At 67.9% G+C, this 14,206-nt stretch carries 16 protein-coding genes; 8 read left to right on the forward strand and 8 right to left on the reverse strand.

The window, feature by feature from the left end; translation table 11 throughout:
- Positions 1–27: 27 nt before the first annotated feature.
- The 3 genes from JOE67_RS08395 to JOE67_RS08405 all read left to right on the forward strand — a co-directional run bounded on the left by JOE67_RS08395 (position 28) and on the right by JOE67_RS08405 (position 1,827).
- Positions 28–942, forward strand: a complete 915-nt coding sequence (locus JOE67_RS08395; RefSeq protein WP_239528051.1) for an AraC family transcriptional regulator — start codon at positions 28–30, stop codon at positions 940–942.
- A 99-nt stretch (positions 943–1,041) separates the two neighbouring features.
- Positions 1,042–1,353: a DUF7882 family protein gene (locus tag JOE67_RS08400; RefSeq protein ID WP_204975027.1), complete on the forward strand. Its 312-nt coding sequence runs from the start codon at positions 1,042–1,044 to the stop codon at positions 1,351–1,353.
- Between the two features lie 39 nt (positions 1,354–1,392).
- Complete coding sequence (locus JOE67_RS08405) at positions 1,393–1,827, forward strand: NUDIX hydrolase (protein ID WP_204975028.1); 435 nt, start codon at positions 1,393–1,395, stop codon at positions 1,825–1,827.
- A 30-nt stretch (positions 1,828–1,857) separates the two neighbouring features.
- Here the strand turns inward: JOE67_RS08405 and JOE67_RS08410 are convergent, their stop codons facing one another.
- The gene (locus tag JOE67_RS08410) at positions 1,858–2,346 is read right to left on the reverse strand and encodes an aminoacyl-tRNA deacylase (protein WP_204975030.1); all 489 of its coding nucleotides are present in this window, start codon (positions 2,344–2,346) and stop codon (positions 1,858–1,860) included.
- Entirely contained in the window at positions 2,343–2,840 is a 498-nt protein-coding gene (locus JOE67_RS08415; protein WP_204975032.1) for a DNA helicase, read from the reverse strand. The genes JOE67_RS08410 and JOE67_RS08415 overlap by 4 nt, the downstream gene beginning before the upstream one ends.
- 145 nt (positions 2,841–2,985) lie before the next feature.
- Between JOE67_RS08415 and JOE67_RS08420 the strand changes: the two genes are divergently transcribed.
- A complete protein-coding gene (locus JOE67_RS08420; RefSeq protein WP_204975034.1) occupies positions 2,986–3,543 on the forward strand; it encodes a peptidylprolyl isomerase in 558 nt (185 codons plus the stop codon).
- Positions 3,544–3,567: 24 nt separating this feature from the next.
- Positions 3,568–4,449 (forward strand): rhomboid family intramembrane serine protease, encoded by an 882-nt coding sequence (locus JOE67_RS08425; RefSeq protein ID WP_204975036.1) that lies wholly within the window; start codon positions 3,568–3,570, stop codon positions 4,447–4,449.
- Positions 4,450–4,656: 207 nt separating this feature from the next.
- Here JOE67_RS08425 and JOE67_RS08430 read toward each other — a convergent pair whose 3' ends face one another.
- Positions 4,657–4,896 (reverse strand): cell division protein CrgA, encoded by a 240-nt coding sequence (locus tag JOE67_RS08430; RefSeq protein WP_204975038.1) that lies wholly within the window; start codon positions 4,894–4,896, stop codon positions 4,657–4,659.
- A gap of 36 nt (positions 4,897–4,932) precedes the next feature.
- On the opposite strand from JOE67_RS08430, the gene JOE67_RS08435 reads away from it, so the two are divergent.
- The 3 genes from JOE67_RS08435 to JOE67_RS08445 are packed head-to-tail and all read left to right on the forward strand — an operon-like array spanning position 4,933 to position 6,520.
- Positions 4,933–5,733, forward strand: coding sequence for a class E sortase (locus JOE67_RS08435; RefSeq protein WP_204975040.1), 801 nt, complete (start codon positions 4,933–4,935; stop codon positions 5,731–5,733).
- Entirely contained in the window at positions 5,733–5,888 is a 156-nt protein-coding gene (locus JOE67_RS08440; RefSeq protein WP_204975041.1) for a hypothetical protein, read from the forward strand. The genes JOE67_RS08435 and JOE67_RS08440 overlap by 1 nt, the downstream gene beginning before the upstream one ends.
- On the forward strand, positions 5,885–6,520 hold the full coding sequence (locus tag JOE67_RS08445; RefSeq protein WP_338041539.1) for an anthranilate synthase component II: 636 nt from the start codon (positions 5,885–5,887) through the stop codon (positions 6,518–6,520). Before JOE67_RS08440 ends, JOE67_RS08445 begins: the two co-directional genes overlap by 4 nt.
- Here JOE67_RS08445 and pknB read toward each other — a convergent pair.
- From pknB to JOE67_RS08470, 5 genes are read right to left on the reverse strand one after another with little or no spacing between them, the layout of a single operon-like run.
- A complete protein-coding gene (gene pknB, locus JOE67_RS08450) occupies positions 6,496–8,223 on the reverse strand; it encodes a Stk1 family PASTA domain-containing Ser/Thr kinase (protein WP_338041540.1) in 1,728 nt (575 codons plus the stop codon). The genes JOE67_RS08445 and pknB overlap by 25 nt on opposite strands.
- Positions 8,224–8,263: 40 nt before the next feature.
- Positions 8,264–10,039 (reverse strand): protein kinase domain-containing protein, encoded by a 1,776-nt coding sequence (locus tag JOE67_RS08455; protein ID WP_204975043.1) that lies wholly within the window; start codon positions 10,037–10,039, stop codon positions 8,264–8,266.
- On the reverse strand, positions 10,036–11,505 hold the full coding sequence (locus tag JOE67_RS08460) for a peptidoglycan D,D-transpeptidase FtsI family protein (RefSeq protein WP_204975044.1): 1,470 nt from the start codon (positions 11,503–11,505) through the stop codon (positions 10,036–10,038). Before JOE67_RS08460 ends, JOE67_RS08455 begins: the two co-directional genes overlap by 4 nt.
- Positions 11,506–11,521: 16 nt before the next feature.
- Positions 11,522–12,904 (reverse strand): FtsW/RodA/SpoVE family cell cycle protein, encoded by a 1,383-nt coding sequence (locus JOE67_RS08465; protein ID WP_204975045.1) that lies wholly within the window; start codon positions 12,902–12,904, stop codon positions 11,522–11,524.
- A complete protein-coding gene (locus JOE67_RS08470) occupies positions 12,901–14,205 on the reverse strand; it encodes a PP2C family protein-serine/threonine phosphatase (RefSeq protein WP_204975046.1) in 1,305 nt (434 codons plus the stop codon). Before JOE67_RS08470 ends, JOE67_RS08465 begins: the two co-directional genes overlap by 4 nt.
- Between the last annotated feature and the right edge of the window lies 1 nt (position 14,206).

Here is a 14,206-nt window from a genome sequence, read left to right on the forward strand (position 1 = left end):
GGAGGTTCTGTGGCGGATATTGTGCGGATGGACTCCGACGATGTCTCCGATGTCGAGGACATCTGGAAGACGTTCGTGCCCTCGGCGTCGCTGCTGCGCATAGACCCTGACGACTTCGCGTTCCGCTGGCGGTCGGCCACCCTCTGCGACATGTCGATCGTGCGGTACTCGCTGACCGCCGAAGTGCACTCGCGCGTGCAGCCCGAGGATCAGCTGTTCGCGTGCCGGCTGGTGACCGCCGACGGCGTGCTGCGCAGCCGCCGGTCGATCATCGAACCCGGGATGCCCTGGGCCACCGACAGTGCGCAGGTCGAGGCCGAGTGGAACGGCACCGCAGAGGTCTCTGCGCTCATCTTCGACCGGGTGCGGGCTCAGGAGCTCGCACGCCGCATCACGGGTGACGACCTGCTCTCGCTGCGACTGACCTCCGTGCACCCCCGCTCCGATGCTGCCGCGCGCCACTGGGTGCGGGCATTCGACTACCTGCTCGCCTCGGCCATGTCGGTCGACGGCGACGAGCTGATCGAGGCGGGTCTCGCACGGCACGCGCTGACCGTCGTGCTCAGCTGCTTCCCGTCGACCTTCGGATCGGCGATCGTCCGTGACGGCGCTGGCGAGAGCGGCGCCACCGTGAGCAGGGCACTGGCGTACATCGACGACAACGCGCATCTGCCGATCACTGTCGACGACGTGGCCGAGGCGGTGCACATCTCGACGCGAGGCCTGCAGTACGCCTTCCGCCGAAGCATCGACACGACCCCCACCGAGTATCTGCGTCGCGTGCGACTCGACGGCGCGCATCGCGACCTGCGCAACGCCGCCAATGACGAATCGGTGGCTCAGATCGCCCGGCGCTGGGGCTTCGGCAACTCGTCGCGCTTCAACGCCCTGTACCGGCAGACGTACGGTCGCAGCGCGAAGGAGACGCTCGAGGGCGCCTGAGCCGCTCCGCCATCCAGGGAACGAAGACGCCTTGCGCCCCTCGTCCATTCACCGCAACAAAGATGCGGCGTGCACCGCGCCCTCGTACGGTGAAGACAAATGGGATTCATCTACTACGGCAACTCCCCCGACCCGATCGAGGTCGACGATCGGACGCTCGCGCACCTCAAAGTCGTGATCGCCGTCAAGCTGCGTCGGAACGAGAGCTTCACCCTGTCGTGGCGGCACCCGGATGCCTCGGGCCGATCGACCCTCTGGCTGCATCCCTCGATTCCCCTGCGCTTCATCTTCGACGAGCCGATCCCCCCTGAGCTGAGTCAGCAGTGGCTGAATGAGCTGTCGAACTCCGCCAACACGAGTGGCGGGATCCTGCTCACGGAAGAGCACATCGAACCGCTCGAATCGGCCTGACGCTCGCCGCCGCGCGAGTGCCGCGGCTACTGTGAACCCATGGACCTGCGCGTCGCCGCTTACGGCATCGTCACCGACGACGACGGACGAGTGCTGCTGGCTCGGTGGGTCGAAGGGCGTCGAGTGGCCTGGACACTGCCGGGAGGCGGCCTCGAGCATGGTGAGGATCCCGAGCTCGCTGTGCGCCGCGAGCTTCGCGAGGAGACCGGGTTCCAGATCGAGACGACGGCGCTCCTGGGCATCCACTCCCGCGTGATCCCCGCGTCGCGCCGGGTGCGACGCAACGAGAACAGCATGCCGCTGCACACTCTGCGGATCGTCTACCGCGCCGAGATCACCGGCGGAGAGCTGCGTTTCGAGAAGAACGGGTCGACCGACATGGCGGCGTGGTTCACGCTCGATGAGGTGGCCGCGCTGCAGCGGGTGAAGCTGGTCGACATCGGCCTGCGGATGGCGGGGCTGCTGTCGCGCTGAGGACTCCGGATGCCCGGATCAGGGCATCCGTCAGTCGCGGGGCTCTTCGGGCTGCGAGATGTCGGCGACCGTGGCGCTGTATGCGCGGATGAGGTCATCGGCGTCGGTGAACAGGCTGAAGCCATGCGCGCCTGCTCCCATGGCGATGCGCCGCCCCACGATCGTCTCGTCGGCGTAAACCGGCCAGTCGGTGGTGCTGCCGATCGGCACGATGGTTCCTCGCTCGTAGCCCGTGGCGGCGAGGGCGAGTTCGGGCTCAGGGAGGCGCAGCTTGTTCACTCCGACGACGGCGCGCAGCTTCGGCCACGAGATCGAGCGGCCGCCCGGCACGAGAGCGAAGAGGTAGGTGTCGTCGGACCGCTTCACGACGAGCGTCTTCACGATGTCGGACGGCTGGAGGCCGAGCAGGGCGGCTGCCTCGGGCAGACTGCGTGCCTGCGGCCGCTCGCGGATCTCGATCTCGAGTCCGCGGGCGGCCGCAGCGGCGCGAACCCGCTGATGCGGGTCGGCCTCGGTCATGCGTTGGGGGGAGACAGCGGGTCGTCTGCGACCCAGAGCTCGTCATCCGCGCGCAGCGCCTGCCAGGCGGCGGCCACCACGCCGATCGCCGCGGCGGCACCGAGCACGATGGCGACGATCGAGCCGATGCCCATGCTCTTCTTGGGGGGTGCGACGTGACGCGGTCCGAAGCCGAGGTCGTGGCGCTTCTTGTTCGCAACATCCCACGCCGTCAGGGCGGTGCCGACGACGCCGCCGACGATCGGCACGACGCGCTCGTCGACGACGTGCTTGCCGAACTTCACACTGCGGTCGACCGTCGGCGCCACGTGGCGCTCGTACGAGTCGTGCACGGTGGGCAGGACCTGCTCGCGGTTGAAGTTGCCGAGCTGGCGGCCGGCCTCACGCGCGATGTCGGCAGCGTTCCCGACGAGGACCTGCTGCGACTCCCAGAGTCGTCCTGCGTCCTGCTGAAGCTGACGCAGTTCCTTCTTGCGCTTGCGGCTGAGATTCACGTTGCTCTCCCGTCGGTCGGTTCACTGTCCGTTCCGCCACTCATCCAACCACAACAGACTGAATACGAGCAGAGTCTGGCGGCACGACCGTGGAAAGGAGACAATACGCCGCGCCCGCACAGGACCCCTCTGCGAGAATGGAGCCATGCCTCACGCATCTCACGTCGCAACCCTGCACACCAACCACGGTGACATCGTCATCAACCTGTTCGGCGACCACGCCCCGAACACGGTCGCCAACTTCGTCGGGCTCGCCGACGGATCGAAGGAGTGGACGCACCCCGCCACCGGCAAGCCGGGCGAGGGTCCCCTCTACAAGGACGTCATCTTCCACCGCATCATCCCGAACTTCATGATCCAGGGCGGCGACCCGCTCGGTCAGGGCATCGGCGGACCCGGCTACAACTTCAACGACGAGATCCACCCTGAGCTGAACTTCAACGACCCGTACGTGCTCGCGATGGCGAACGCCGGTCTGCGCCGCAACGCCATCACCGGCCAGCCCGAGGGCACCAATGGCTCGCAGTTCTTCATCACCACCGACCCGACTCCGTGGCTGATGGGCAAGCACACCATCTTCGGCGTGGTCGCAGATGACGCCTCGAAGGCCGTCGTCGACGAGATCGCCGCCGTGCGCACGGGTGCCCAGGACCGTCCCGTCGAGGACGTCGTGCTGCACTCGGTCGACGTCGTCCCCGCCTGATCGCGACAGCTCGAGCCGATCCGGATGACCTCTCCTGATTTCACGCGCAACCGCGAGAACTTCTGCTACCGGCATCCGGATCGGCAGAGCTTCGTGCTCTGCCAGCGCTGCACGCGCACCATCTGCGCCGACTGCCAGACGCAGGCGCCCGTCGGCGTCATCTGCCCCGAGTGCATGAAGGCCGACCGCAAGGCTCAGACGCCGGCGCAGCGTCGTGCGAACCGCGTCTGGAGCGCGGGCAACGGGTCATCGCAGCCGATCGCCACCTACACGATCATCGGCATCACCGCCGTTGTGGGTGTGCTGCAGGTGCTGCTGGGCCCGATCGTCGATCGCACGCTGCTGTTCGCAACGCCCTACCTGTTCCCCGACATGTTCGCGGGCGGCTTCACGTTCCAGCCGTGGCGGCTGCTCACGGCCATGCTCGTGCACTCGGGCATCATGCACTTCGCGCTGAACATGCTCGCCCTCTGGATGATCGGCCGCAGCCTCGAACCGCTTCTGGGCCGCTGGCGCTTCGTCGCCCTCTACCTGATCGGCGGACTCGGCGGCTCGGTCGCCATGGCCGTGCTCGATCCGGGCGCAGCCACGGTCGGCGCCTCCGGCGGCGTTTTCGCCCTGATGGGCGCCCTGCTCGTCATCGGCCGGCACATCGGCGCCAACATCCGGGGCATCCTGGTGATCCTCGCGATCAACCTCGCGATCGGCTTCATCCAGACGCTCAACATCGCCTGGCAGGCGCACATCGGCGGTGCCGCCGTGGGCGCGCTGATCGGGCTGATATTCGCCCGCACCCGCAAACACTCGCAGCGCGTGGTGCAGATCCTGCTTCTCGCAGGCCTGGTGATCGCGCTCCTGGCACTCGCCTTCCTGGTCTCTCCGGTGGTCATCCGCGGCACGCTCTGACCCTCGACCGTGAGTTGTGCACACGTCGTGCACAGGTCATGCACAGGGATCTGCACAGCATTTCCCCAAAGTTATCCACAGGTATCTCCACATGTGGGGAGAATTACACGGGTGTTATTCACAGGTGGACAGGGTTGTTAACAACCCTCTGGGGAAAGACGAATGCCCTCCCACCGAAGTGGAAGGGCGCGTGCATGGCGGTGCGTGTCAGCGCCAGCGAGTCGTCATGAGGAAGCCGATCAGCGCGATCCCCAGACCGATGCCGAGGTTCCACGAATCCAGGCCGGGGATCGGCAGGCGCGAGCCGGAGATGTAGTACACGAGGATCCACGCGAGACCCAGCAGCATGAAGCCCACCATGACGGGCTTGAACCACACGGCGTTCGGGGCGGACTCGCCCTCGGGACGCTCGACGGTGGGCTCTTCGGGATTGCGGTCACGTGCCATGCGCATCATTCTAGCCGGGCGAATAGACTTCCCCACATGCATGCGGTCGCGACTCCCCCGGCGTCGCGACCGCGGCCAGACAGGCCCCGCCGCTCGCGCGTGACCGTCGGCAGCGTGCTCGGCGAGCTGCTGCTCACCGCCGGCGTCATCGTGCTGCTGTTCGTCGCCTGGCAGATGTGGATAGGCGACCTCATCATCGGCGCAGAGAACAACGCCAGGGGCGCCGAGCTGTCACAGCAGTGGGCCGAGCAACCCCCGCCGCAGCCCCCGCCGGCCGTCCAGAAGGGCGATGAGACCGTTTACGAGCCGCCGCTGCTGCCGCGTCCCGTGGATGCCGAGATCTTCGCGAACATGCGCATCCCCCGCTTCGGTGACGACTACAACGTGCACATCGCCGGCGGCACCACCCGCGAGCGCACCCTCGACCGCATCGGGATCGGCATGTACACCCAGTCGAAGATGCCCGGCCAGATCGGCAACTTCTCGCTCGCCGGTCACCGCACCACCTGGGGCAAGCCGTTCAACCGCATCGACAAGCTGCGCCTGAACGACGCGATCGTCATAGAGACCGAGCTCGGCTGGTACACCTACCGCTTCCGCAACCTGCAGTACGTGAAGCCGTCGGCCGGCGACGTGCTGCTCGACGTGCCCCAGATGCCCGACGCGCCGGCTCGCGATCGCTTCATCACCCTCACCGCCTGCTCGCCGCTGTACTCGCTCGCCGAGCGGATCGTCGCCTACGGTGTCTTCGAGAGCTTCCAGCCCCGCGCCGAAGGACCGCCCGCCTCGCTGGCACCGGTCGACGAGGCGGCACCCTCAGCCGAAGGAGCCCGCTGATGTACGCCGCTCTCTGGCGCCTGCTGCCCGGCCCGTGGTGGGTGCGACTGCTGATCGTGCTCGCCCTGGTGAGCGCTGTGCTCTATGCGCTGTTCTTCTACGTCTTCCCGTGGATCAGCCCGCTGATCACCCCCGGAGAGGTCGACCTGCAGTGAGCGTGCGCGTTCTCGTGGTCGACAATCACGACAGCTTCGTGCACACGCTGATCGGCTATCTGCGCGAACTCGGCGCCGAGGTGGTGATGGTCGAGGCGGACGTCGCAGGAGATGCTGCGGATGCTGCCGTGCGCCGTCACTGGCTCACGCTGCTGCAGGAGTTCGACGCCGTGATGATCTCACCCGGCCCCGGTGCCCCGGGTGACGCGGGCGCATCGATCGCCGTCGTGCACCTGGCGGCCGAGACGGGCACGCCTCTTCTCGGCGTGTGCCTCGGCCACCAGGCGATCGGCGAGGCGTTCGGCGGTGTGGTCAGCGGAGCGCCCGAGCTGATGCACGGCATGGTCTCGCAGGTGACCCACGACTCGTCGACGCTCTTCGAGGGCATCCCGTCGCCGTTCGCCGCCGGGCGCTACCACTCGCTCGCGCTCGACGGCACCGCCCTGCCGGCGGTGCTGCGAGTGACCGCCCGAGCCGAGCACGGCACCATCATGGCGGTCGAGCACGAGAGCCTGCCGATCGCCGGGGTGCAGTTCCACCCCGAGAGCGTGCTCACCGAGAGCGGCCACCGGATGCTCGCCAACTGGCTCGCGTCAGTATCGCGGCGTCACTCGGCCGGCTTCACGCAGTAGCGCAGCTCGACGGTGGAGTGGATCGCCACCTCGCCGGGCGACAGCGACATCGAGGCCACGACGTCGGGGATCTGCCCGTCGGCGCACGGGCCCAGCTCGACGGGTTTGGCCTCGAGCCCCAGCTTCTCGAGCTGACCGGTGGCTGCCTCCATCGAGAAGCCGGTCATGTCCTCGAGGGTGACCAGGCCGTTCGCGACCACGAGATCGACGACCGTTCCCGGAGCCACCTGAGTGCCGGCCGGCTCGCTGGCGCTGAGCACCGTTCCGGCCTGGGCGTCCTTGTCGTTCTGAGGGCGCACCGTGCCGAGCTTGAGGTTCGCGTCGGCGAGCACCTGCTTGGCGGCGTCCTGAGAGAGGCCCTCGACCACGGGCATCTCGATCGTGTCGGCGCCGGTCGAGACGTACACGATCACCGAAGTGCCCTCGGTGAGCTTCGCGCCCGTCGTCGGCGAGGAGCGGATCACATGATCCTCTTCGAACTCCGTGCTCGCCTCGTCGCGCATGTCCGGGACGAGTCCCTTCGCCTCCAGCACCTCCTCGGCCTCATCAGAGGTGAGGTTCACGAGGTTCGGTACCGCGACCGAGGTCGTCGGGACGTCGTTCGGTCGCATGGTGAGGGTGATGACCCAGATGAGCACCGAGATCAGCAGCACCGCGAGCAGCGCCACCCCGGCCCAGATCCAGGCCACGGGCGGGCCGGACTGAGTGCGGGTCATGGTCGTGTCGGTGCTCAGCTGGCGCAGCGACCGAGCGGTCTCCTGCGCCTGCCGAGGGTTGGGGCCGTACAGCTCGCTCGTGAGCGCGCCGATGTCCTTCTTGCTGGGAGTCTGACCCTGCGAGACGCCCTTCAGCGCGAGACGGAACGATCCGGCATCGGGGAACCGCTGATAGGGGTCCTTCGCCATGGCCCGCAGCACGATGGCATCCAGCGACCGGGGCAGCTGATCGTCGACCTCGGTCAACGGCATCGGCGTCTCGCTGACGTGCTGGTACGCGACCGCGACCGGGGAATCGCCGCGGAACGGCTGGCGACCCGAGAGCATCTCGTACAGCACGACACCCGCCGAGTACAGGTCGGTGCGGGCGTCGACCGCCTCGCCCTTGGCCTGCTCCGGTGAGAAGTACGCGGCGGTGCCGATGATCTGCGTCGTCTCGGCGACCGTGGACGACGAGTCCGACACCGCACGGGCGATGCCGAAGTCCATCACTTTCACGGCGCCCTTGTCGGTGATCATCACATTGCCCGGTTTGATGTCGCGGTGCACGACACCGGCGCGATGCGAGTACTCGAGGGCCTCGAGAATGCCGTCTGCGTAGCGGATCGCGTCGGCGACGGGCAGCGGGCCCTTCGCGATGATGTCCTTCAGCAGGGTGCCCTGCACGAGCTCCATGACGATGTAGGGCTCGGAGTGCTCTGACCCGTCGGGGCTGGTCGATCCTGGCCGGCCCGCGCCCGTCGACGGATCGCCGGCGTCGAAGACGCGCACGATCGACGGATGGGCCATGCGTGAAGCCGCCTGCGCCTCGAGACGGAAGCGCGTGCGGAACGCGGTGTCGCGGGCGAGCTCGGGGTCGAGGATCTTGATGGCGACCTCGCGCCCCAGCGTCAGGTCGTAGCCTCGGTGGACCTTGGCCATGCCGCCCTGCCCGATGACCTCATCGACGCGGTAGCGCCCGGCGATGATGCGCGGTTCCGGCGACACAGACGACCCCCCTCGGATCTCTTCGACAATGCCTTCCAGATTACTCGGTGGGGGCTGAGCCCTCGGTGCCCTCGCCATCGCCCTCAGGCACAGCGGGGGTCTCGAGGGCCTGGATCTGCTGCTCCATCTGCGGCGACCGCGGCGAACCGAGGTCGTTGCCGCAGAAGGCGACGTAGCTCGCGGTCACCGTGGCGCCGGGGGCGCCGGTGATCGTGATCGGGGCGCTCAGCGTGCCGCGCTCGAACGATCGCTCGGTGCTGCCGTCATCGAACGTGGCGTTCGTGATCTTCACGTCGTACGAGCTCAGCGCGGGAACACCGGACGGGCACTCGAAGTTCGTCCAGTTCAGCGTGACCGTGGCACCGGTGGTCGGCGTGCCGCTGATCGTCGGCGCCGAGGTCGGCTGCGCGATGCTCACCGGAGCCTTGTAGGTCGTCAGGGTGATGGTCGTGCCCTCTTCGACGTTGCCCGAGGGGCTGACGCTCTGCACCCAGCCCTCGCGGTCGGCGGACGACGCCTCGGTGTTGCCCTGCTCGCACACGCCCGTGAGGTTGTTGTCCTCGAGGATCTTCTGAGCGTCGGCGCACGGGCGATCGGTCAGCTGCAGCGCGTCGACGTCGACCATGACCTTCTCGGGCTCGGTCGGCTGCGCGCTGGTCTTCTCGGGCTTCGGCTTCTGCGGGGTCGAGCTCGAGGCTGCAGGCTTCGGCTCGTCCTGGTTGAGCATGGCGATCAGCGTGCCGCCGAGAACGAGCACGAGCAGCGCGATGAGCGCGATCAGGGGCCACGTCCACGGGCTGCGCTTGCGCTTCTTCTGCTCTTCGGGCTCGGTCGTCGTCGCCGCGGCGGCGGCAGCGCCGGCGGGCAGCTGCGCGGTGGTCGGCAGGATGCGCGTGGCGTCTTCACCGCCCATCCCGGTCAGGATGCGCGTCGCGTCGTCGGCATCCGCCACCCCGGCGCCCGCGATCGCCGGAACAGCGATCGCGGCCGAGTTCAGGTCACCGCGACGCAGCGCCTGCGCCGCCCGAGAGACGGTCGCGGCCGACGACGGCCGATCGGCCGGCTTCTTCGCGATCATCGCCATGACGAGGTTGCGCACCGGCACAGGCACCGAGTCGGGCAGCGGCGGCGGCTGCTCGTTGATCTGCGCCATCGCGATCGCGACCTGCGACTCGCCGGTGAACGGGCGCTTGCCTGCCAGGCACTCGTACGCGACGATGCCGAGCGAGTAGACGTCGGTCGCGGGCGATGCCGCGTGACCGGACGCCTGCTCGGGCGACAGGTACTGCACGGTGCCCATGACCTGGCCGGTCGCGGTGAGCGGCACCTGATCGGCGATGCGGGCGATGCCGAAGTCGGTGATCTTCACGCGGCCGTCGGGCGTGATGAGCAGGTTGCCCGGCTTGATGTCGCGATGCACGAGTCCCGCGGCGTGCGCGGCCTGCAGCGCCGAGGCGGTCTGCGCGACGATGTCGAGCGTCTTGTCTGCGCTCAGCGCGCCGTCGCGCTCGAGGATCGTCGACAGCGCCTCACCGGGCACGAGCTCCATGACGAGGAAGGCCGAGCCGTTCTCCTCGCCATAGTCGAACACGCTGGCGATTCCCTCGTGGTTGACGAGAGCGGCGTGACGGGCCTCGGCGCGGAAGCGCTCGAGGAACCCGGGATCGCCCATGTACTCGTCCTTGAGGATCTTGATGGCGACGGTGCGACCGATGACGTGATCGGTCGCCTCCCACACCTCGCCCATGCCGCCGATCGCAATCCGCGACAACAGCTCGTAGCGTCCTCCGAACGACACACCCTGCGTCGGCCTCATCTGCCCAGCACCGCCTCTATGACCTTCTTGGCAATCGGAGCGGCGATCGTGTTGCCGCTGCCCGATTTGCCTCTTCCACCGCCGTCTTCGACGACGACTGCCACCGCGATCTGCGGATCCTCCGCAGGCGCGAAACCTGTGAACCACAGCGAGTAGGGCTTTCCGCCGTTCTCGGCCGTGCCTGTCTTTCCGGCGACATCGACGCCGTCTATTCTTGCACCCGTCGCCGCTCCGGACGCGACGCCCTCTACCAGCACCTTGGTCAGCGCCTGAGCGGCCTCAGGGTCGAGAGCCTGCTGGAACACCTCGTCGTCGAACTGGGTGTGCACGGCGAAGTCGTCGCCGATCACCCTGTCGACCATGCGCGGCTTCATCACGGTTCCCTCGTTGGCGACGCCGGCCGCGACCATGGCGATGGTGAGCGGGGTCGAGGTGACCTTGCCCTGTCCGAAACCGGACAGGGCGGTCTCGTCGTCGCTGAGGCCCGCATCGTCGTCGCCCTGCGGGTAGACAGAGGGGGTGACGGCGAGCGGGATCTCGAGCTCGGTGTTGAAGCCGAACTTCTCGGCCATCTCGCGGATGCTCTTGTCGCCGAGCTCGACCGCGAGTTCGGCCATCGGGATGTTGCAGCTGAGCTTGAGCGCCTGCGCGAGCGTCGCCGTCTCGCCCTCGCCGCACTTCCCTCCCCAGGCGTTGGACACCTGCTGGCTCGTTCCCGGCAGCGTGTAGCGGGCGGGGTTGGGGAAGGTGGAATCGAGGGTGAATTTGCCGGATGCCAGCGCAGCGGCCGCCACGACGACCTTGAACGTCGATCCGGGCGGGTTGAGGTTGCCGCCGATGGCGCGGTTGTACAGCGGCTTGCTGGGGTCTGCCGCGAGCCGGTCGTGCTCGGCGTTGACCGCCGAAGGATCGTGTGCGGCGAGCGTGTTCGTGTCGAAGCCGGGCGTCGAGACCATCGCCAGCACCCGGCCCGTCGCCGGCTCGATCGCGACGACAGCGCCCTGCAGGCCCTGCAGCGCGTCGTACGCCGCGCGCTGCGCCTTGGGGTCCATCGTCAGTTCGACGCTGAGTCCCTGCTGCGGCTGGCCGGAGAGGATGCGCTCGATCTCTCCGAAGAACGCGTTCGATCCCGTGCCGGACAGGTCGGAGTTGAGAGCCTTCTCGATGCCCGTGCGCGAGTCGAGCGCGGGGTTGTAGTAGCCGGTGATCGGCGCCCACAGCCCGGGATCGGTGTAGACGCGCTGGTACTGATACCGGTCGGAGGCGGGCTCGGACGTCGCGATCGCGGTGTTGTCGACGATGATCGATCCACGCTGGATCTGGTAGCTGTCGAGGCGCGTCCGCGTGTTCGCCGGGTTCTGGGCGAGGTTGTCCGCGTCGACCACCTGGATCCAGCTGGTCGCGGCGAAGAGCGAGATGAACATCGCGAGGATCACGAAGCTCAGTCGGCGCAGCTCTTTCGTCATGGTCTGCTCACCATCCTCATCCGATGACCACCCTCGGCTGGCGTCGAACCGCGTCGCTGATGCGCAGCAGCAGAGCCACGATCAGCCAGTTCGCGACCAGCGACGATCCGCCGGCTGCCAGGAACGGGGTCGTGAGCCCGGTGAGCGGGATCACTCGCGTGACGCCGCCGACCATGATGAACACCTGCAGCGCGATGGTGAACGACAGGCCAGTGGCCAGCAGCTTGCCGAAGTCGTCCTGCCCAGCCATGCCGATGCGCAGGCCGCGGCTGACGAACACCATGTACAGGCAGAGGATCGCGAAGAGCCCGACGATGCCCAGCTCTTCGCCGAGGCTCGGGATGATGTAGTCGCTGTGCGCCAGGGGGGTGATCTGCGGGCGCCCCTGGCCCCACCCGGTGCCGATCAGACCGCCGTGCGCGAGGCCGAAGATGCCCTCGACGAGCTGATAGCTGCCCCCGTCGCGCGAGATGATCTCGGGGTTGAACGCGTCGAGCCAGTTCGTGAACCGGCGCTGCACGTAGGCGAGGATGCGCGTCGCGAGGAAGGCACCCGTGGCGACGCCGGCGAGTCCGATGAGCACCCAGCTGGTCTTGCCCGTGGCGACGTAGAGCATCGCGATGAACATGCCGAAGATGAGCACGCCGGTGCCGAGGTCGCGCTGCGTCACGATGATCAGCAGCGAGATCAGCCAGACCACGAGCACGGGACCCAGCTCTCGCATGCGCGGCCAGGTGATGCCGAGGAACTTCTTGCCGACGGAGCTGAGGCTCTCGCGGGTGCGCACCAGGTAGCCGGCGAAGAAGATCGCCAGGCAGATCTTCGCCAGCTCACCCGGCTGGAACGAGAAGATGCCGCCGAGAGACACCCAGACGTCGGCGTTCGCGCCGCGGGCGCGCAGCCCGGGGATGAAGGGCAGGATCAGCAGCACGATGCCCGTGAGACCGAAGATGTACGTGAACCGGTAGAGCACGCGGTAGTTGCGCAGGGCTATGACGATCGCGATCGCGCCCGCCAGCGAGATGGCCGTCCAGGCCAGCTGCTTGTTCGAGTACGCGGCCCACCCGCTATTCTCCTGGGCGATGTCGATGCGGTAGATCATCGCGATGCCGAGGCCCGAGAGCACGGTCGCGATCGGCAGCACGAACGGGTCGGAGTCCGATGCCACGACCCTGAGCACCACGTGCAGCGCGAAGACCAGCACCGCGAGTCCGCCGCCGATCACGAGGATCATCGGGTCGATGCGGCCGAGCGCCCCCAGCTGCACGAGGGTCAGCGAGGCGCCCGAGATGAGCAGCGCGAACAGCAGCAGCCAGAACTCCCGGTTGCGCTGCTTCTGCGGCATCCGGATCTTCTTCAGCGCCTTGATCACGCTGGTGTCGGCAGAGACGGCGGTCATGGCGTCGGCACCTCCGTCGTCGCGGATGCGGTGGGCGTGGGCGTCGGCAGCGGCAGCACGGGCTCGATCGGCAGCACCATCTTGGCGAGGCGATCGGTGATCGCCTCGGCGTCGGCGAGCGAGCGGGCGTTGATCGTGCGCTCGACCGACGAGCGCTGGTACGACTGCAGATCGGCGAGCAGGATGCCCGTGTCCTTCACCTCTGTCGAGAGCGAGAACGGCCCGATGCTCTGCTGCACGCCACGGTAGATGACGACGCTGTCGTCGTCGGCGCCCACGAAGTATCGCGTCTGCGTCCAGTTGTAGGCGAACAGGCCGGCTCCGACGAGCGCGAGCACCGCGAGGAACAGGGCGAAGAGCCAGGCGAACCGGCGGCGCCGAGCGCGACGGCGGTCTTCTTCGATGATCTCCTCGAAGAAGTCGTCGGAGTCGGGCTCGAAGTGGCTTGGCTCGTTGGCGGCCTGCAGCACGGGGTGCAGCCAGCCGGTGAGAGAGGGACGCGGCGCGGGCACCGGCAGGTCGGTCGGGTTCGACGCGGCGCCGACGATGGTCGGCGTGCCGGAGGAGAGCGGATGCGCGCCGCCCACGTCGACCAGCACGATCGTGACGTTGTCGGGTGCGCCGCCGTCGAGGGCCTGCTTGAGCAGGTTGTCGGCCGTGCGGCCGGGTGCGAGGCCCAGTCGCATGGCCTTCGCGATGTGCTCGTCGTCGACGACGCCCGAGAGTCCGTCCGAGCACAGCAGCCATCGATCGCCCGGCTGGGTCGGCATGACGAACATGTCGAGGTCGGGGGCGATGTCCATGTCGCTCAGCACACGCATGAGCACCGAGCGACGCGGGTGGTATCTGGCCTCTTCGACCGTGATGCGGCCGGAGTCGACCAGGCGCTGCACGAACGTGTGATCGGTCGTGATCTGCGTGAGCACGTCGTCGCGGTAGAGATAGATGCGCGAGTCGCCGATGTGGCCGATCACCGCGTGGTCGTCGACCATGATGATGGCGCACAGCGTAGTGCCGAGGCCGGCGAGCTCGGGGCGTTCCTTCGATGCGCGCACCAGGTCGGATGCCGCGGTGGTGGCCGCTGCCTGCAGCTCGGCCTGCGCGTCGTCGGTCGACGAGTAGATGTGGTCGAGCGCCTCCATGCGCGAGACGGCCATGGTCGAGGCGACGTCTCCGCCCGCGTGCCCGCCCATGCCGTCGGCGACGACGAAGAGGTTGGCCCCGGAGTAACCGGAGTCCTGGTTGTTGGAGCGGACCTTCCCGGTGTGGGAGATCGCGGCGCTCGAGCCCTCGAAGACCATC

It is taken from the genome of Microbacterium esteraromaticum (genome assembly GCF_016907315.1).
GTDB lineage: Bacteria > Actinomycetota > Actinomycetes > Actinomycetales > Microbacteriaceae > Microbacterium > Microbacterium esteraromaticum.